This is a genomic window from Ralstonia sp. 22086 (assembly GCF_052045975.1).
GTDB lineage: Bacteria > Pseudomonadota > Gammaproteobacteria > Burkholderiales > Burkholderiaceae > Ralstonia > Ralstonia wenshanensis.
Genome location: NZ_JBQEPZ010000002.1, coordinates 94,480 through 112,394 on the forward strand (window position 1 = coordinate 94,480; position 17,915 = coordinate 112,394).

Sequence of the window (17,915 nt, forward strand, 5' to 3'; positions counted from 1 at the left end):
ACCAAAGCATGACCAATCGCACATTGGCGAACTTGGAAGCTTCGCTATTTGCGGCGGACAGCACAGGTACAGACGTGCCACATCCCGACACCCTGGCACGGTGCGGAGAGTTGGCCGCCGGCTATCACGCAATGAACCGGCAACAACGGCATGGGTATCCCCCATTGCGTGCCTATCTTCTATTGGACGCCTGGGAAGGCAATCCACTGGCCGCCGCTATTTCCGAGGCCTGGCCGGAAGCCGCCACCATACGCGCCGCCGTGCCAGACGACTTTTACACGGGGCGTGAGGACGAAGCACCCTGCGTCGTGCCGCTGCCCGACAGCGCGTTACCAGACGGCGAGACGGACACGTTGGAGCAAGGGCTGTCACGAGATGTACTCGCCCGCTTGCTGGAGGCCGCGAGCGGGCATGCACATCAACGGCTGGTGCGGCAAGGTTTGGGTGCCGTGCTGTTCAGCGCCGATTCCCCGGCCGAGGTCGCACAACACCTCCGCATGCTGGGGTTTCAATATCCCCCCGAAGGCCGAAATGCCAAAGTCTTTCGCTACCAGGACCCACGCGTGATGCAACGCGTGTGGCCAGAACTGAGTGCCACGCAGCAGAGCATGTGGCTGGGCCCGGTGCAAGCATGGTGGTCATTGACGCAGCCATGGGGGCCGTGGGCATTGGAGGACATGGTAGCGACGGAGGATGCCGCTGTGTCGGTACCCGTTTGGTTCAAGGCCGAGCAGCCGATGGAGCCAGACAGGCGGTCAGAAGGGCTGGTATTGAACCGCTTGATGGATGCGAAGCAATGGCGGGCAGCACATTCGGCGCCGGTCGGGAATCGAGTGTGGGCGCGATTTGCGGAAAACGGCGTCATTGCAGGTGAACAACCTAACGGCAACCTGATGCGGCAATTGCTTGCAATCGGTACCTCGCACCATCTCGATGAGGGCAACCTCGAAGACTTCGTCTGGTGCAGCATCCGTTACCGCGAAGCACCGCCTTCCATTGACTGGGGCACGCCGCAGTGGTCGCGCGTATTGAACCAAACGCTGGAAGTATTGAATGCAGATCCGGACGCTCGCTTTGTGAGCGCCTTCGATGCCTGCCTGAACCCCGGAGACGAAACACATGGTTTGCACCAACCCGTGTGATGATTGCAAGCGCGAAGGCTTGCCGATTCTCTTTACACGCTACGCCGTTGGCTACAGTTCGCGGCCGGAAGGGCTGAGCCTTCTCGATAAGTTCAAACCGACCGGCAAGTTCCAACCCCAGCCCGGAGGGGTATCCATTAATACAGCGCGCTATGGCGTACGAATGCTGCGTGCCGGTTACCTGTACCTGCGCATCGAGCGGCGTGGCTTGCTGGAGTGGGAGGGTTACGCCATCCACCCGCACGGGTATTTGAAACAGTTTCCGGTGATGTTGCCGCAGCAGGCGGAAACCAAGATTGCCTGCGCGCGTGACGCGCGGCAGGCCAATAACAGCCTGGTCTGGATCAAAGACGCAAAGAACGTCAAATCGCTCTGGTATGCGTTCCATCCCGATCCGATCGACCCGGAGCACCTCAAGCGCGAGATCGAACCGAACCCCGCAAAGTACATGCAGCAGTTCGATGTTGCTGGCTGGCTCGGTGGCAATACCAGCCAGGCAGACAGCATGCAGCCTGCGCAACTCGACAAGCAGGTGCTGGAATATGCTGCGCTTGGGGATGAGAAAGTTCAGGTTGTCGGGAATGAGCAGTTCTTCGGCCTGATGGGCATGACGCCGCAGGAGCGTGGCTGGGGCAATTACGAGAAAACCGTGACGGAGCAGCAGGTCATTCCAACCCCCGATGCGGCTCCCGTGATTATCGAAGACACTCGCGTTGAAACGGTGACGCAGCCGTCCTACAAGGCCAAGCACGGTTCTCGGTTGGAGGGCATGCGTAAGTTCCTGCAGGACAACAAAGGCGCGGTAGTTGCGTGCGAAGACGCGCTCGGTGTCGCGCAGGAACTGAGCCTTCATCACCTGTCGGCATCAGTGCCCTATGTCAAGTGGCTTAAGACGGAGGACGGGCGAAACATCACAAACGCTTGGAAGGACAGCGCCAGTCGCAGTATCCAAACGGTTAAGAAGGCGCTCGAGAAAAAAGCGATCGATGACTTTGATGGCGCGATCGATCGTATGCGTGAAGTCCGCGAAAACATGGGCGGGCACTATCCGGGCTCGGACAGCCCTCAACCTGTCAGGGTTCGCCGGCCGGATGGCACCTACGAAACCATTAGCATTCAAGAGTTGAATCGGCGTCGTCGTGAAGACTTGCAGAAGCAGATCGACCAGAAGACAGCGAAGCGTCAAGAGGCTGTTGACGACGCTGCAAAGAAGGCACAAGCCAGCATCGACGCCAATTGCGATATGGCGTTGGTCAGTGCCTTCGACACCGAGCACGAAAAGGAAATTAGGAACCGCGATACAGAGATGGACCGCGTAGCGGAAGACCTTGTGCAATGGCTGAAGTCGGATAGTTTGACGGACAAAGCACTGGGTTTGTACAGCGATACTGCTTCCGCAGATATGGGCGACGGCGATCGGTGTGCTGGTCAACTGTGCGTCATCCTCATGCAGTTGGACAACAGTCCTCGTGGTCGCGAGTGGTATGGGTCACTGGACTTGTTCACTCCACATAAGAAGAATCTGGTCTGGCGAATGCTCAGCTTGAACAATCGTGCTCTGAGCTCGGAACTGCAGTCGGCGCTGCAGCTTCTCGTCACGCCGATACCCCCCTCTGAGCAGGCGGTGACAGGAGCGCAAGACAACGCGCGTAGCCAGAAAGCCTACGCAGATATGGCAGCAGCGCTCAACAAGATGAGCGGCACCCTCAAGACGTCGGACAAAGTTGAGAAGGATCTGTTGACCGTGCTCGATGGAGCAGCTGCCGCCGCAGATCGGCGTACTTCGCTGATGAAGCTTGCGAAGGAAGCGAAGAGCGGCATGGCGGGAATCGTATTGTCCGCCGTCATGATCCAGGTCAAGGGGCTCTCGCCGTCCGAGATGGAGAAGCGCATTGCCCGGACACAGGCTTTGCTACTCGCTCGAGGTTTGGGTACCAAAGCTATAGCTCACATCAAGCAGCTCGAACAGGACGCACTCAGTTCAGCGCTGATGAAGCAAGTCAAATCCATTGACCGGCGGATACGAAATGCTATCAAAGGGGGCAGCGCTAACAGCGCCATGCAGGAGATGCGAACCACTCATGCAATCGGCGCCGTCAATGCCTTAGCGATTCTTCCAGCCATCAGCCGGGCCTACGTTCGGCACGATCTGCGCACCACGACAGAGTTGGTCGGATCAATGGCCGATCTGCTGGGGATGTTCAAAGACACGAGGGCAACCTTTTATGAAAAGGTGCTCTATAAGCAGGTGCCAGACATTGTGTATAAGACTCACAAGGTCGGTACGGCCACGGTCGCAGAACGCGAACTCCTCACATTGAAGGCAGGGGCAGCGCGATATGTTGCTGCGGGGGCGGTTGTTGGGGTTATCTGGGATAGTGTGGACGGCGTGACTGCGTACAAGGAAAAAGAAAAATATTTGATGGTCGCGTACGCTGTGCGCGCCGTTAGTGGCAGTGTTGCGGTTGGTGGCGCCATTTTGAGTGCGCGCTATTTGACTGCACCTCTCTGGTTGCTTCGACTCAACCTGGTTTCGGGGTTGTTGACGGTCGCTGCCACCTTCGTGATCGGGAAGCTTAAAGGCGTGGAGTGGGAGAATTGGCTTAAAGCACAGCCGTTCCACAAGGCCAGTAGCACGAAAATCCCTTACAAGAGCGAGGCGCAAATGATGGACAAGCTTGCTGATGCACTGGCTGATATCGGTTGAGGTAGGTAATGTTTGATTGCGAAGCAGCTTTCCAGCAGCACCGGAAAAAACACGGTCAGAAGGAGGCCGTCGAATTCCTGGCTGATATCAATCGGTACACCGTACTGCACGCTCCCAAGGAGCGCCGCAAGGATGATGCTAAGCCCAGCTTAGAATGGGCGCGCACGCTGTTCGATCATAACGAGCACTTCATCGAACTCTCCAACATGGGCGAGGAAGATCGCTCCGTTGAGTTCATGGCGGTGGGCTTGTTATGGCTTGCGCTCGGTGTTTGTTTGTTCTTTTGGATGCTGCTATCCACGATGGACCCCGTGTTTTCCAGCGGGTGGTACATCTCCATGCTGATCGGCGCCGGCATGACAGGAGTCATGGGATTTGTGTTGTCTCTCTTTTGGCCAGAGAAGATTGCGCCTAACTATTTCACGCTGCTGCGACCGCGTTATCGCTTCAATCGCACCACACGCAAAGTGTATGTGGTGCGTCCGCAGCGTTATGGCGGGAACGTCGTTTTGGAGTGGGATCGCGTCAGGGCGCATACCAGTTGGTGTGCACCACGTGACATGCGGCCAGACCAGATTGATGACAAATTCGCTCGCCAGCGCAGGCAGGAGACAGGTGGAGGCTATTTTGGGCTGCGTGGCCTGGTGCTGTACTGGCCGCCGTTGGACCCGGGCGACCCCGAACGCAAGGGCGAGGAGGTTCTTTGGGTCGGCCCTAAGCTGGCCGGAGAAGGGTTGTGGCAGTACATCCGCACATTCATGGAAGAGGGCATGGAGAAGGTACCGCCCCCGACCGAATATGAATGGCTGCGAAAAGGCTTCCACACCCCGAGCCAGCATCTTGAGGAAACGGAGTTGTCGGCCTCGCGCGTACTGGATCATGTCGGTGGTCGCGGCGAGAATTCCGCGCAAACGCAGCTCACATTCTTGGCGACGTTTCTGTGGGCACCGCTGCATTGCTTGGCCGAGCGCCTTTGTACCTGGCCGACGTTCCCGAAGGAGTGGAACAGCGATTGTGGGCGGCCGCGTCGAGAAGACGGGATTGGGCCAGAGGAACCACTAAGGTGGGTGCCAGAAAAAGTGTGATTTGGCTGGCCATAGAAACGCGCCGCCTCCTTAAAGCCGAATCGCGTAAAGCAAAGCCATGTTGATGCCTTGAAAAAGTGGTGTGACCGCTGCGCCATCGGCTTGAAACGGGTGCAACCGCAAGACAGCTACAAGGCGGTCTAGGCGCAGCGTTCCGCCTTCAACAAAGCTTTGACGGGGGCGGAATGAGCGATGGACTGGAATTGATCTCGGGCATGGTCAGCGGCCTGACGGTTCACGATGGCGAACAAGCTTTCTTGAGCACAGCACAGCAGGGCTCTGGTGCGGCTGTGGCTGCTGGCCTTGCGACGGCGGGGCTGGCTGGAGCCGCCGCGGGCGCGGGCTTGGCGGCCACATCCACAGGTGACGCGGTGCAGTTCTTTACTTGCCAGTTGGGCGAGCGCACCGTGGCAGGTGGTTTCAGCAAGGTGACGTTCAAGAATGGGGATGAAGTTTCGTTTGTGGTGGCGCGTCAGCCACGTGCAGCCGATCGGGCCTTGGCGGCCATCAGGCCGAGGGACCGCACACTATGGATGAGCTTGCATTGCTCGCGCGGTGTGCGAGCGCATAGGCGGTTTGCGTATGGAGTTTTTTTGCAACTGGTAGTGGGTTTGCCCGTATTCTTTTGTGCCAGCTATTTGGCATCAAGCCTGTTTTCGTTTGGCCCAAAAATCGATGCCGGAACATTTCACGTTGTGTTGCCGATGTTTTCTACATTCGGGGTTGTAGCAGCGATTTACTATGGCCTTCGCTTCTACTTCCAATGGCGCCCCGTTGCTCAGCAAGCCGAACGTATCTTTGCCGCCCTGGGCTACCCCAATCCTTCACACGTCGATCTGCCGCGCGACCACAAGCGTTACAGCAAGGCCCGCGGCATAAAATGGCCTTACCTCAGCGATGGGCCATGGATCTACCACTATCTTGATCCGCATGAAGAACGCGCCAGAGCAACGAGGCCTTGACAGGGGCAGCATGAGCGGAGGGCTGTCGGCTAAAAGACAGCCAAGGAACAAGGCGAAAAATTGTCGGCTGCTTTGATCAAAATGCGTTTCCGATAAATGAGCGTCGAGCAACGGCCTGAAGGGCTGGTAAAGCTGACTGGCACGATAACGAACTACAAGGTGACCCGTGCAGAAGCGAGTTTCGTGTTTACGGAGGCCGATCGGGACAAGCTCGGAGTGGTCGCCATTGCAGCGGGCATCGCGGGGTTGAGTGGACCCGCGATCGCGACAGCAGCGTCCGCATCGAGTGCGGAGGAACATGCTGATTACGTCGAATTTGACCTCGACGGCGATCCGGTCAAGGGCTGGGTCTGGCGCAGTCCTTTCAAAGAAGGGGACAAAGTCGAAGTGGCCGCCGAATGGCGTAACGATCACTATGAGACAGCGGGTATTGCGAGACCAGAGGACCGCATCATCGCGTTGTACCCGCATTGCTCTCGGGGTAAGGCCCGGCATATCAAGAATGCGGTGAAGTGGTGGATTACGGGAGTGGCTGGAATACTTGTTGGGCTCGGGGGACCGATGCTGGGAATCATGCTGCTGCTCGTCGAGTCGCCGCAGAGTTTGCTGCGCGACGTTTTCCCGTACGGCTTTCTAGCCATGACCGCAGGCTTCTACGCGTTCTTCGGTCTGATGACCTTTAGCCTCGCCAAAAAATGGATGCCATTTGTACGTCTGACGGAGAAGGTTTGCCGCACGCTGGGCATTCCCGATTCCGGGAACGTCGATCTGGTCAAGTCGGCCAAGGTCCAACGCAGGCCGGATGACCCGGGCGAATACGGCACCTTCTACTTCAGATACTGATGCGTTGGCAGGCGGCGAGACACAGGGTTTGGCCGATCCAACCCGGAGGGCTGTTGCGCAAGCCGGCCATGTGCCTATGCACCTAGGATTCCAGAGGGAACGATGATGAGTGGTCAAGATGACGGGAAATGCATCGAAACTGCAGCCGCAGAGCCCCTACTGGTGTGAAGACTTGCCCGGCCCAACCGTGCCGCTCAAGTCCAGCGACAAGAATGACCAACCAAACCTCGCACTCGACCTCAATTACGTGAATGAAGACGTGTTTGAGTTGTCCCGGGCGTCGTCCATCCAGCGTGGTTTTGGTCTGATGTTTGGGGTGGGTGTCTCCGTCGCGTTTGTGGCCATGCTGCCGTTCATCGGCCAGATGTATCAGGAGGGCCACCCTGAAGAGTCGCCGGTCATCGCGTCGGTGCTGGCCTTGATGCTGCTGGGGCTTGCGGTTCTTTTGCTTCACCTCATCAAGAGAGGGGTGCGGACGCCGCGAGACCTTCCAGTTCTATTCGATCGAAAGAATCGGAAGGTCTTTGCGTTTGAGTATGTGCCCAAGGCGAATCCATTCGCGAAATGGAAGACCGTGATCAAGGAGCTGGATTGGTCGCGCGTCGAAGCGGAAATTGGAAAGATCGCCGGATACAACGGCAAGACGTACTCGGTGCGCTATGGGCTGATTTTGGCGCAGTGCGAAGCGAACACGACCAAGGTCCAGGATCGGATCATCGTGAAGTCGCAGGTGGCGACTCCACTCGTGCTGCATCAGATGTGGGCGTATATCCGCTGCTTCATGAGTGAGGGGCCAAAGAATTTGCGAGACATCAGGCCGTTCCCGCGCGATATCAGTTTCCGGCGGTGCCTGCTGGAATTCTATCCGTTGTTTGACCGGACAGAAGAGGGCGCGCGGCTTCGCGCCAATATGCACGCGGTGGAGTTGGTGCTGCTGACGGCGGTTGGGATCCCGCTGTTTTGGCTGTTTCTTCCTGCGGGTATTTTTGAGTACGTCGGGCAACGCCTTGCGCCGGAGCCAAAGTGGCCGGCAGAGATCGTTTCGCAAACCGGGCGACCCTCCCACGATTGAGTTTCCTTGTGCCGGGATGCTCCACCCGTGAAGCTCAGCCGTGCAGATGTGAGCGAGGGGCCCGCCCGCACATGAAGATTTAGAAACAATCCCCCCAATCGCTCCAAGCCTGCGTAGCATCTCCACCGTCCGCCCGTGCGCGTGCGGACGTCACATTTCACGCACGCTGATATGAACGCTTTGTCCCGCTTCGCCGCCGCTTCTGCTGTGGCTGCGCTGCTCGTCACGCCCGCCTTCGCCCAGGACGACACCCCGTTGCAGGTTTCGTACCGCCAGGTGCTGACCGAATATTTCAAGGACGCGCCGACCGCGTCGAAGAAATACGACGGCCACCGCCTTGTCTTCACGGGCCAGGTCTATCCGGTGTCCGACGACAGCCTCAATACGCTGGCGGTGACCGAAGACCTGAAGGTGGGCGCGCCGTTCCAGGACGATCAGCGTGACGCGCTCAAGGCGCTGTTTCCCGATCACAAGCTTGCGGCGTACAAGCCCAGCAAGGACATCACGCTGGACTGCCTGAACCGGCAGTTCGTTGGCCTGACGCTGGCGCTGGCGGACTGCCGCGTCGGCAAGCCCTGATTTTTGTATTGCATTCCAGTTTCGTTTCCGACCATGGCCTCTCTTCCGTTTGACCAATTGCTCGCTCCGCTGCCTGGCGCTCAGCCCTGCGGCGAAGACATGCTCTTCTCTGCAGAATTCGACAGCATCCAGGATGCGCGCCGGTTTGATGACCCGTCGCTCGATCAGGGCGAGTGGGTCACGGAGATCAAGGAGGCCGACTGGCGTGCCGTCATCGCCCAGAGCACGTCGCTGCTGCAAAACCGCACGAAGGATCTGCGGCTGGCCGCATGGTTGGCCGAGGCGTTGTCGAAGGAGCGTGGCTTCGCTGGCCTGCGCGAGGGCTACGAACTGATCGCCGGTTTGTGCGAGCAGTTTTGGGAACACATCTATCCGCTGCCTGAAGCCGACGACCCCGAAGCCCGCACGGGCAGCATGGCGTGGCTTGCGACGCGATCGAGCCAGCTCATTCGCGAGGTGCCGCTGGTGGATGCGGCCAAGGGCGGCTATAGCCTCGTCGATTGGGAAGTTGCGACCAGCCTGGTCGAAGCCATCCGCCGCGATCCGGAACAGGCTGACGAGCTGTCGCGCGGCAAGATCACGCAGGACCAGTTTGAATCGGCGCGGCGCGCCACACCGCCGGCGTTCTATAAGACGCTGCATGATGATGTGGTGGGTTGTGGCGCTGCGCTGTTGCGGCTGGAATCCGTGCTGGATGCTCGTGCTGGAGACCATGCGCCGAGCTTCCGCCCCGCACGTGAAGCATTGCAAGCAGTGCGTGCGTTGGTGGAGCGCTTTGGTGGCAAGCCGGAGCCCAAGCCAACTGCAGTGGAGGCGAAGAGTGTTCCGCAACAGACAGCGCAGTCTGCCACCGGCGCCGCCATCGAAACCGTGGTTTCTGGCCCGATCCGCACGCGCGCGCAGGCGCTGAACCAGTTGCGCGATGTGGCTGAGTTCTTCCGCCAGACCGAGCCGCACAGCCCTGTTGCCTACCTCGCCGCGCGCGCCGCCAAGTGGGGCGACATGCCGCTGCACGCCTGGCTGCGCACGGTGGTCAAGGATGATGCGACGCTGTCGCAGATTGAGGAGCTGCTGGGCCTGGGCGATCCGCCGTCGGAAAGCGCGAGCTGAACAGGCTAGCTGCTTGAACAACCGCCGCAGCCGCTGGATCCGCAGCTACTCGAGCTGCAACTGCTGGAGCTACTGCTGCTTGAGCTGCAGTTGCTCGACGTGTCGCCTCCGGAGCCGCCGGAACTGGCGCCGGCGGGTGTTCCCATCATCGGTCGGTATCCTGCCCACACTGTGTTGGCCAGCACGCTCGTGCCGCCAAACGCCGCCAACCACAGTAGATCGCTTGTCGACAAACTAGCCTTGGGCGCCCGCTGGCTACGCTGACGATGCACATCGAGCGCGGCGCGGGCTCCTGCGGTGGGGCCCGCACGACCTACGCCGATCAGCTGTACGGTCACGCACCAGTAGACGATTCCGAACATCGCCATCTCCACCAGCAGCCACATCACCGGGCGCTCTCGGGACAGGCCAACAAATACCTTTATCACCCCGAGCCACAGCACCGATAGCCCGATCGCCCATGCAGCGACAGTCGTTGCGCGCATCGCGCCGGCGGCCCACATCCAACCTTCGTGGCGCAGCCGATCTGTCATGTCTATGGCTTCGTCGAGGAATCGATCCCGAAAGGCTGGCCATGGCGAACGGCGCTGGGGTTGACGTGCGAGCCAGGTCCACGCGTTGACGTGGCAATGGGGCATTTGTATTTCGTTCGCGACCACGTATGTGTTGCGGTCACGTTTTCTCTTTGCAGGAGAAGCAACGCGGATCGCACCCGCGTCGAGCAGTGCCAGCGTCGCAACCTGCGCCATTCGCGTGGCGTCGCCGTTGATGAGCGCGGCTTCGGCAGGCGCCAACTTGCGGGGCACGTTCCCATCGGCGGCGCCCCATGGCTGGCGGTCGTACGCCGCGCGATGCAGGCCCCGGATCAGCAGACACGCCATCACGCTCGCGCCCAGATAGAACGCGAGAAAGCGCGGCCCCGGAAAGTTCAGCACATCGAAATCCGATGCGATGTTCGTGGTGATGACGAGGAGGATGACTCCGATCAGAAGCCATACGGAAGGTATGATCGAGCGAGCGGTGGACGTGCGCGGCGGTGTGGCAAGGGGCGGCGGATGCGGTGCGCGGCGGGCAGCCTCAGGCGCACCATCCGGCTGCGCAGGTTCCGGCACTGGCCAGACGTCGGCAGGCGGCTCGACGCCGAACGTGCGCCGGTAGCTATCGATCGTCTGTTGGTAGTGCTGCGCGTAGGTGTCGTCTTCGTCCGGGGCGCCAATTCCCGGCGCATGGTGAAGCGGCGCGCGCAGTACCTCCCCGCAAAACACCGTCCAATACTCTTTCGAATATTGCAGATGGAGATGCCAGGCGGCATCGATGGCCTCGGAAGGCGTGACAGGGTGCCCCGCAAACACCGCCAGATACGCAAAGCGCTTGTATTCCTCGATGACGGTCAACGTATATAAACGCGACCACCCTTCGGCTTCTGCCAGACGTTGGCTGTAGGGCACCGGCGCGTCAGGCGCATCGGGTGAATACTGGCTCAGCCGAAGCAGGCAGGCTTGGCGATCTGCTTCGGTCGAAGCGGCCTGGTGTGCGGAGACGGAACCGGGGGAGGTCGATGGAGTGAGCGATGTCATCTGTGTTGTTGTCCGCCGTATGTGCCTGCCTAGAGGCTGAGCCGCCGGCCAGTAGCACTGGCAGCAGATCGCGACGATTACTCCTGCTGTGGCTGCTCGAGCGCCTGAAACACCGCGCGCTCGCAGCGGCCGAAGTCGAAGCTGCGCAAGCGGAGATGGCGGTTGCCGTATTCACCAGCCACCATCATTTCTGGGATCGGGCGCAGGGGCCCCGCCATCAGGCGCATCAACGTCTGTGAAATGATCACGAGCAACATCGGCGCCAGGGTAAACATCCCGACCATCATCCCCGCGACAGGGCCGACGCCTTCGAGGCCAAACTCGCTGCTCACAAAAAAAAGCATGATCACGAGCATCAGCGCGCTGAAATAACCGAGAAGTCCGATCGCCTCGCTAAAGTGGGGGCTCCTGCGCGACACTATGGTGTCCAGCGGTTCGGGCAACTCTCGAGGGCGCTTTGCAACATAAACAGTCTGAGCCTCGCGACGGCCTGTTAAGCGCATGCCCCACGCTGAAAAGCAGTCGTTGTCCCACCAGCCTGCTGCACGCACGCGCATGCCGTTCAGGCCCGCGAAATAGGGCGCGTTGGACGAAACCCGACGGTCCGTGACCTGGTATTCGCAGAAGTGGATGACCCGGTCGTCCATCAGCGTAATGACGACGGGGGTCACGCGATAGTAGGTGTCTCGCGAGATATCGTCGGTGTAGTCATGTGCGCTGCGCGCATTGGTGTCGACGCTCCATCCCATGGCCTCATATGCCTTGAATGCCGCGTTATCCACCTGTACTGAGCGAATGATTCCGCTGACGATCGCGACGGGCGCGCCCTGTCGTCGACTGGCAAGCCAGTGCTCAAGCTGCTGCCACGCCCATACCAAATGGCACCATAACCACCAGATGCGCTCTTTCATCGGAGAAAATTGCGCGATGGGCTGCGATGGTCTCCTGGTGGGGTCGTGGTACTCGAGGCGGATCTGGATGGAGGCACGCCGTTCATCACCCGGCTGTAATGGGGTAGCTGTCGACGGCTCACGCAACCGCGCCCGTCGGCGTGCATCCTCCCGCGTCACTTACTCGCCCGAAACTCGATCCGCCGATTGCGCGACCGGCCTTCATCGGTGTTGTTGGCCGCCACAGGCTGATCCGGCCCCACGCCCATCGCGGTGAGCGTGCCTTGCTCGGCGCCCTTGGCGATCAGGTAGTTCTTGACCGTCTCGGCGCGCGCCTGGCTCAGGTTGAGGTTCAACGCACGGCTGCCGGAGTTGTCGGTGTGGCCGACGATCTCGATCTTGCGGCCGTTCAGGCGCGGCAGCACGGCGGCCATTTCATCCAGAATCGCGCGGCCCTTGGGCGTGAGCGTGGCGCTGCCGGTTTCAAACTCGATGATGCGGTTGGCCAGCGTCTGATCCAGCAGCCCTTGCTCGGACACCGCCGCCACGCGCAGCCCGTTCTTGATCGTGTAGCTCTGGCCGAGCGCCGTCGCCATGTCGCTCGTGAGCTGTTGGCGCTGTGCCTCGTTACCAACGTCGCCGTGCAGGGAAACCTGCGTGCCGTCGATGTTGAGTTGCCCACGGTTGACCTGCTTGATGGCCGGCGACAGGATCTTCTGCACGTTGGCCGACCAGTTGGGCGGCGACACCACGTTGCCCACTTCGATCTGATCGACCACGTTGGCGCTGCCGTACAGCTCGCGCAGCTTGGCCAGCACGGTCGCTCTGGTGGCTTCGTCCGGCACCATGCCACCGGCCACGACTTGACCCGGCACGGGAGCGTCGCCAGCAGCGGCATGCGCGGGCAGGGCGCTGCCCAGGCACACCAGCATTGCAGCGTTCGCCAGGAAGGTTGCAGGCCGGAAGCCGCGCTTGATTGCATCCAGACCCATGTTCATTCTCCGATGAAGACTTCGCGGAAGGTATCGACCGCCACGCGCAGCGAGAGCTGCGGTTGATCCAGGTAACTCACGAACTTGGCCAAGCCGTAATCTCCGCTGACGTGCTGGTCGACCCATTCCGGATCGTCGATGTTGATGTTCTGTTCGGCATACGCCAGCGGCGACATGACGCTGTGCAGCGTGCGCGACGAGGCACCGTTGAAGCCGATGACCAGCCGCTCGGCGCCGTTGATATCGCCCAGGAACAGCGACAGCTCGAAGTCCGCACGCTGGAGGAAGCGCGACACCAGCTCCAGCCAGAAACTCGCCACCAGGCTGCGATAGAGCGGGTCTGCCGGCAGCGGCAGCGTGAGCCCTTTTTCAAGCCGGGACGAGCCGTTCGCCATCACGGGTTGGAGCAGCGTGCCGAGCGCCAGCAACGTGCGGCGCAGGCGGATGTTGTGGCCTTCCGAGCGCAGCATCTGCTCAAGGCCGGCAACGGTCTGGAAGTCGATGAAATCCGAAAAGCTGGCGTCGTGCGATTGCGTGCTCGTGCCGCCCGTGCCGGTCTCTACGCCGTGCTGACCTTCGGCCAGCAGGCGCAGGCCCTCGGTGGCGTCGGTGGCGGTGCCGAGCGAGATCATCTGCTGGCCGGCGCGTGTCCACAGGCGAGCGAGCGCAATCGGGCTGCGCGCGATGAAGTTGATCGGGCGATCGACCTCCATGGCTGCCGCCGTCAGGAACGGAAAGCGGCGCGATGACAGATCACTGCTGGCCATGAGCGTGCCCGCAATGGCGAGCTTGCTCTGCGAGCCGAGAAACGCAAACTGCACCGGCTTCCAATTGTCGTAGGTCGTCTTCCAATCCGGCGCTTCGGCCAGCAATTCCATGCCTTGCGCCAGCCAGCGGTCCAGCGTGTCGAGCAGTTGGACATTGTTGGCGCTTTTGACGAAATCGCCGCGCGACGGAAGCTTGCCGAAGTACGAAAGCTGCAACTGGGTCTGGCTCATTGCGCCGTCCCCCCTTGCTCTTCCGTGATGCTGTGGCGTGCGGCCTGCGTTGACACGGCCGCTTGCGCCGCAGGCGGCGTGCCTGCGGGCGCTGTCGGGGCGGGCGGGGTCAGTGTGTTCTGCGGTGCCGATGCATCGGCAATCGACGTCGGCAAGCGCAGGCCGCGCAGGCCCTGGCCTTGCGGCGAATCCGATGCCGTCGTGCCGCCAGTCTGCGGGCTGCTGATGATGCGCAGGCTGATTGATACCGTCAGGTTGTCCTTCGTCCAGGACAGATCGAACGCGCCATCCGGACGACGCTTGCGTTGCGCCGTGGCAATCAGTCGCTCCAGGCCAAAGCGGCCGGGCTCGTTGAGCAGCTCCACGGTGCGGCCGTCAAACGAGGTGGCCGTCACGCGCGCACCCGGCGTGCCTTGCGGATTCGGCCACACGAAGTTGGCCCACTGCGGCGGCGTGTTGCGATAGCGCAGTTGCTGTCCGTCGATCTCGATCGTGTACTCGGTCGCGCCTTGCGACGGCACCGGCAGGATCTGGAACACCGTCTGCGGTGCTGCGGCTGCTGCACCGCCTGCGCCTCCGGCCGCACCACCCGTGAGTGGTGCGATCCAGCGCGTGAAGCCCGTGGTGAACTCCGGCACAAACGCGATGCCCAGGTCGCCCCAGGTGCGGGAGGCGATCATGTCGCCACGGCGCACCGACAGCGGACCGATCGTCGTGCTGGCGAACTTGGCAATCGCGCCATCCGGGCCGAACACCTGGCCGATCTCGGCCGCGCTGGCCTCGATCTTGGCGTTGGGCGCAAACGGGTACTTGTCAGCCAGCGTGGTGGCAAACGGCTGATACACCTGCGCGTTCCACACCTTGTTGACTTCGGTGGTGGCCGGGCGGATCGCCACCGCGTACGACTGCAGCAGCGGACGCACCAGCAGCGGACGCAGCGTTGCGCGCTCACTGTCGGTCATGCCGGTCAGCATCTGCTCATCCACGTACTTGAGCGTGTCGGCCAGTTCTGAGCCGTTGCCGTCCAGTGTCTGCTGCATCAACTGCCGTGCACCCGGCCCCGGGTCGCCCTGGTTTTTGATCTGGTTGAAGCGCGTCCGCACCTTGGAGAGCGAATCCATATAACCGCGCAGCAGCGATTTGTCGTCGCGCATGACCACTACGCGTGCGAGCCCCGAGAACTCCTTGCCAACCGGGCCCATCGGGATGGCGCCGGCTTCAGCAGTGCCACCCACGTCCACGTTGACGTTCACCTGCGACGGCGTCTGGCGCGCGAACAACTGCTTGAACCAGCCCAGCACGCCCGTCTTGGCCTGCTTCAGGCCGGCGTTGAACATCGACGGGTTGTCCCACGACGTCTGCTCGTACGCGGTGTCGAGCACCTTGCGGATCGGCGAGTTGGTCGGATCGCCCAGCAGGTTCATGCCGGTGACGGCCTGATCGAAGCTGGTGAAATCCTGGATCGCCACGCCCTGCATGAAGCGTTGCCATTCGCGCGCGTATTCGGTCTTGTACATCGTGACCAGCGCCTTCTGGATCTGCTCTGGGCTGCCTTCCAGCGTGAGGTCGTCGCGGGCGGCAACGTTCAACACCCAGTCCTTGGTCTGCAGTTCCTTGTTGGCAGCTTCCTTGATGGCGGATTGCACATAGCCGAACCACGCTTCCTTGGTGAACGTGCCGGGCACGGCGTAGCTGCCAGCAACCAGGCCTGCACCGGTGTCACCAACGATGCGTGCGACCGTCATCGGGGCGTAGCGCGTGGACGCGCGGGCCTTGATCTCGGCGTACGCGCGTTCGCGTGCGGGCATGCCGCGCACCACGCGGCGCAGGTTCTCACGCGTCTGGTCGACCAGCGAGAGGTTGGCTTCCAGCAGCGGCCAGTTGTCGTCGTTTACGCGGGCGAGGAAGAACGACAGGTTGCGCTCCGCCGAGCGGATCATCTGCTCGCGGGGCATGTTGCCCCGGTTGTCTTCCAGCCAGCCGCGCCAGAAGCGTGTGATCTGATCGGTCAGGTGCGCGACTTCCACGTGACGCTTGTCCGACAGCATCAGGTAGGTCTTGAGCGCGTTGTAGCCGTCTTCCACGTTCGTGGGGGAGGCATCGGTGTAGCGCTTGGCTCCGGTTGAAGCCGTGGCCTGGTTTGGTGCAGCAGGCGCATTGGCGGCCGCGCCCGAGGCACCTGAGACACCCGACGCACCACCCATGGTGGCGGTGGCTGTCGTCACGGACGTGGTCATCACTGCACCGGTTTCGGGCGGCCGCACCATCGGGGCCAGCTGATCCGGATGCGCGTTCACTTCGGCCAGGAATGTCTCGATTGCACCGCCCACCGGCTTGAGCATGACCTGGCGCAGGCCGTTGTAGTACTCGTCGAGCAGCTTGTGCTGCAGCGTGTCGCCCTGGTACAGACCCAGCGACAGCGCCAGCGGGTGGTCATTGCGATACCGGTCGAGCTGTTCGATACGGTCCTGCAGGATGTCGAGTGCCTCCAGGCGGGCCTGAAGGTCTACCCGGTTCTGCTGCATCTTCACGATCTTGTCGAGGTCCGCCTGCACGTTGGCGGTGAGCGTGCGGTTGCCCATGTACGACCATGTCCAGCCGCCGAGCATCACGCCCAGCGCCAGCACCAGCGCAAAGAACGTGGCGATGCGCAGTCGCGTCTTGGCGGGGCTGGCGAATTGCCGCACCGTCTGCTTGTCGGCAAAGATCACCTTCGAGAACAGGTCGCGCAGGAAGAAGCCGTTCTTGGAGAACACTTCGCGGGTGCGCGCGGCGCCGTCGGTCGACAGGCCGAAGCGGCGCGCAATGCGCTCGGCCGATACGCTGTTGGTGGCGCCTTCCTGCAGCGCGCTGGTGAAGTAGAAGCCACGGAACACCGGCTTGTATTGGAACGGGTTCTCATCGAACAGCGTCATCAGGAACGCACGCAGCGTCGGCTTGATCGATGCAAATTCCAGCGGGAAGCTCAGCAGCCCCGGCGAGAGCTTGTTGTTCCGGTGCAGCGCGATCTGCGCCACGCTGATCTCCTTTAGCCCGTCGCACAGCTCGTCAAAGCGCTGGTCGAACACGGCCGCCACGTCCGGCTTTGAATCCGGCTCGAAGGGCAGGGTGGCGCCCCAGACGCGGTCGCGCTCCTGCTTCTCGCTGTCGCCAAAGAATTCGGTAAAGCCGGTGATCAGGTCGGCCTTGGTGAACATCACGTACACCGGGGCAAACACTTCCAGGCGTTCGGTCAGTTCCTGCACGCGCTGGCGCAGGTTCTTGGCCAGGTTGATGGCGAATTCGGGGCGATTTTGCGTGAGTTCCGACACGCTCACCGTGACAACGATGCCGTTGATGGGTGCCTTGGGGCGATAGCGCTTGAGCAGGTCCAGAAAGCCGAGCCACTCGCGGCGGTCTTCTTCGTGCACCGAGTAGCGGCCGGCCGTGTCGAGCAGGATGCCTTCGGTGGTAAAGAACCAGTCGCAGTTACGCGTGCCGCCAATGCCCTGGATGACGGCACCGCCCTTGTCGGCAAACGGAAACTGCAGGCCGGAGTTCAACACGGCCGTGCTCTTGCCCGCCGCCGGGTTGCCGATCACGATGTACCAGGGCAGCTCGTACAGCGCTGCGCTGCCTGACATCTGTCCGAGCTTGGAGCGCTTGATGGTCTTGACGGCTTCGGCCAGGCGCACGCGCAGGGCTTCCACTTCTTCACGCTTGTCTGGCGTGGCGGCCTTGTCGGTGGCGGCTTGTTCGAGCACGCCCTCCAGCTTGTTGCTGGCCTGACGCGCACGCCAGCGCTTCCACAGATACGTCAGCAGCCACAGCGCGAGCAGTACGCCTAGCGCGACGCCGACCCAGACCAGGCCAACCTCAAAGGTCTGCGCCATCAGGAGCAGGAAGATGGTCAGCACGATCACGCCAAGAATGGACAGCGTGCGTGAGTTGGTCAGGAAGTTCAGGAAGCGTTGCATGT

At 61.4% G+C, this 17,915-nt stretch carries 13 protein-coding genes; 8 read left to right on the forward strand and 5 right to left on the reverse strand.

Annotated elements, in window-relative coordinates; all coding sequences use genetic code 11:
• The first annotated feature begins 8 nt into the window (after positions 1-8).
• From ACTJK6_RS09560 to tssA, 8 genes are all read left to right on the forward strand, one after another.
• Positions 9-1,142, forward strand: coding sequence for a DUF4123 domain-containing protein (locus tag ACTJK6_RS09560; RefSeq protein ID WP_440838843.1), 1,134 nt, complete (start codon positions 9-11; stop codon positions 1,140-1,142).
• Positions 1,120-3,849, forward strand: coding sequence for a T6SS effector BTH_I2691 family protein (locus ACTJK6_RS09565; protein WP_440838844.1), 2,730 nt, complete (start codon positions 1,120-1,122; stop codon positions 3,847-3,849). Before ACTJK6_RS09560 ends, ACTJK6_RS09565 begins: the two co-directional genes overlap by 23 nt.
• An 8-nt stretch (positions 3,850-3,857) precedes the next feature.
• A complete protein-coding gene (locus tag ACTJK6_RS09570; RefSeq protein ID WP_440838845.1) occupies positions 3,858-4,934 on the forward strand; it encodes an MFS transporter in 1,077 nt (358 codons plus the stop codon).
• A gap of 185 nt (positions 4,935-5,119) precedes the next feature.
• Positions 5,120-5,896: a putative type VI secretion system effector gene (locus ACTJK6_RS09575; protein ID WP_440838846.1), complete on the forward strand. Its 777-nt coding sequence runs from the start codon at positions 5,120-5,122 to the stop codon at positions 5,894-5,896.
• Positions 5,897-5,992: 96 nt separating this feature from the next.
• Positions 5,993-6,739, forward strand: coding sequence for a putative type VI secretion system effector (locus ACTJK6_RS09580; protein WP_440838847.1), 747 nt, complete (start codon positions 5,993-5,995; stop codon positions 6,737-6,739).
• A 118-nt stretch (positions 6,740-6,857) separates the two neighbouring features.
• Positions 6,858-7,811 (forward strand): DUF6708 domain-containing protein, encoded by a 954-nt coding sequence (locus tag ACTJK6_RS09585; RefSeq protein ID WP_440839301.1) that lies wholly within the window; start codon positions 6,858-6,860, stop codon positions 7,809-7,811.
• 171 nt (positions 7,812-7,982) lie between these two features.
• The gene (locus ACTJK6_RS09590) at positions 7,983-8,390 is read left to right on the forward strand and encodes a hypothetical protein (protein WP_440838848.1); all 408 of its coding nucleotides are present in this window, start codon (positions 7,983-7,985) and stop codon (positions 8,388-8,390) included.
• A 33-nt stretch (positions 8,391-8,423) separates the two neighbouring features.
• Complete coding sequence (gene tssA / locus ACTJK6_RS09595) at positions 8,424-9,500, forward strand: type VI secretion system protein TssA (RefSeq protein WP_440838849.1); 1,077 nt, start codon at positions 8,424-8,426, stop codon at positions 9,498-9,500.
• A gap of 5 nt (positions 9,501-9,505) precedes the next feature.
• Here the strand turns inward: tssA and ACTJK6_RS09600 are convergent, their stop codons facing one another.
• The 5 genes from ACTJK6_RS09600 to tssM form a co-directional block, all read right to left on the reverse strand.
• Positions 9,506-11,077 (reverse strand): TIGR04222 domain-containing membrane protein, encoded by a 1,572-nt coding sequence (locus ACTJK6_RS09600; RefSeq protein WP_440838850.1) that lies wholly within the window; start codon positions 11,075-11,077, stop codon positions 9,506-9,508.
• Between the two features lie 77 nt (positions 11,078-11,154).
• Positions 11,155-11,988: a hypothetical protein gene (locus ACTJK6_RS09605; protein ID WP_232039410.1), complete on the reverse strand. Its 834-nt coding sequence runs from the start codon at positions 11,986-11,988 to the stop codon at positions 11,155-11,157.
• 155 nt (positions 11,989-12,143) lie between these two features.
• Positions 12,144-12,959, reverse strand: coding sequence for an OmpA family protein (locus ACTJK6_RS09610; protein WP_440838851.1), 816 nt, complete (start codon positions 12,957-12,959; stop codon positions 12,144-12,146).
• Positions 12,960-12,961: 2 nt separating this feature from the next.
• Positions 12,962-13,957, reverse strand: a complete 996-nt coding sequence (gene tagF / locus ACTJK6_RS09615; RefSeq protein ID WP_045203965.1) for a type VI secretion system-associated protein TagF — start codon at positions 13,955-13,957, stop codon at positions 12,962-12,964.
• Complete coding sequence (gene tssM / locus ACTJK6_RS09620) at positions 13,954-17,913, reverse strand: type VI secretion system membrane subunit TssM (protein WP_440838852.1); 3,960 nt, start codon at positions 17,911-17,913, stop codon at positions 13,954-13,956. Before tssM ends, tagF begins: the two co-directional genes overlap by 4 nt.
• Positions 17,914-17,915: the final 2 nt, after the last annotated feature.

What these genes read in the sequence shown, in the direction of transcription:
- ACTJK6_RS09560 (WP_440838843.1), top strand. Translation starts at nt 9, where the DNA reads ATGACCAATCGCACATTGGCGAACTTGGAAGCTTCGCTATTTGCGGCG.
- ACTJK6_RS09565 (WP_440838844.1), top strand. Translation starts at nt 1,120, where the DNA reads ATGGTTTGCACCAACCCGTGTGATGATTGCAAGCGCGAAGGCTTGCCG.
- ACTJK6_RS09570 (WP_440838845.1), top strand. Translation starts at nt 3,858, where the DNA reads ATGTTTGATTGCGAAGCAGCTTTCCAGCAGCACCGGAAAAAACACGGT.
- ACTJK6_RS09575 (WP_440838846.1), top strand. Translation starts at nt 5,120, where the DNA reads ATGAGCGATGGACTGGAATTGATCTCGGGCATGGTCAGCGGCCTGACG.
- ACTJK6_RS09580 (WP_440838847.1), top strand. Translation starts at nt 5,993, where the DNA reads ATGAGCGTCGAGCAACGGCCTGAAGGGCTGGTAAAGCTGACTGGCACG.
- ACTJK6_RS09585 (WP_440839301.1), top strand. Translation starts at nt 6,858, where the DNA reads ATGACGGGAAATGCATCGAAACTGCAGCCGCAGAGCCCCTACTGGTGT.
- ACTJK6_RS09590 (WP_440838848.1), top strand. Translation starts at nt 7,983, where the DNA reads ATGAACGCTTTGTCCCGCTTCGCCGCCGCTTCTGCTGTGGCTGCGCTG.
- tssA (WP_440838849.1), top strand. Translation starts at nt 8,424, where the DNA reads ATGGCCTCTCTTCCGTTTGACCAATTGCTCGCTCCGCTGCCTGGCGCT.
- ACTJK6_RS09600 (WP_440838850.1), bottom strand. Translation starts at nt 11,077, where the DNA reads ATGACATCGCTCACTCCATCGACCTCCCCCGGTTCCGTCTCCGCACAC.
- ACTJK6_RS09605 (WP_232039410.1), bottom strand. Translation starts at nt 11,988, where the DNA reads ATGAAAGAGCGCATCTGGTGGTTATGGTGCCATTTGGTATGGGCGTGG.
- ACTJK6_RS09610 (WP_440838851.1), bottom strand. Translation starts at nt 12,959, where the DNA reads ATGGGTCTGGATGCAATCAAGCGCGGCTTCCGGCCTGCAACCTTCCTG.
- tagF (WP_045203965.1), bottom strand. Translation starts at nt 13,957, where the DNA reads ATGAGCCAGACCCAGTTGCAGCTTTCGTACTTCGGCAAGCTTCCGTCG.
- tssM (WP_440838852.1), bottom strand. Translation starts at nt 17,913, where the DNA reads ATGCAACGCTTCCTGAACTTCCTGACCAACTCACGCACGCTGTCCATT.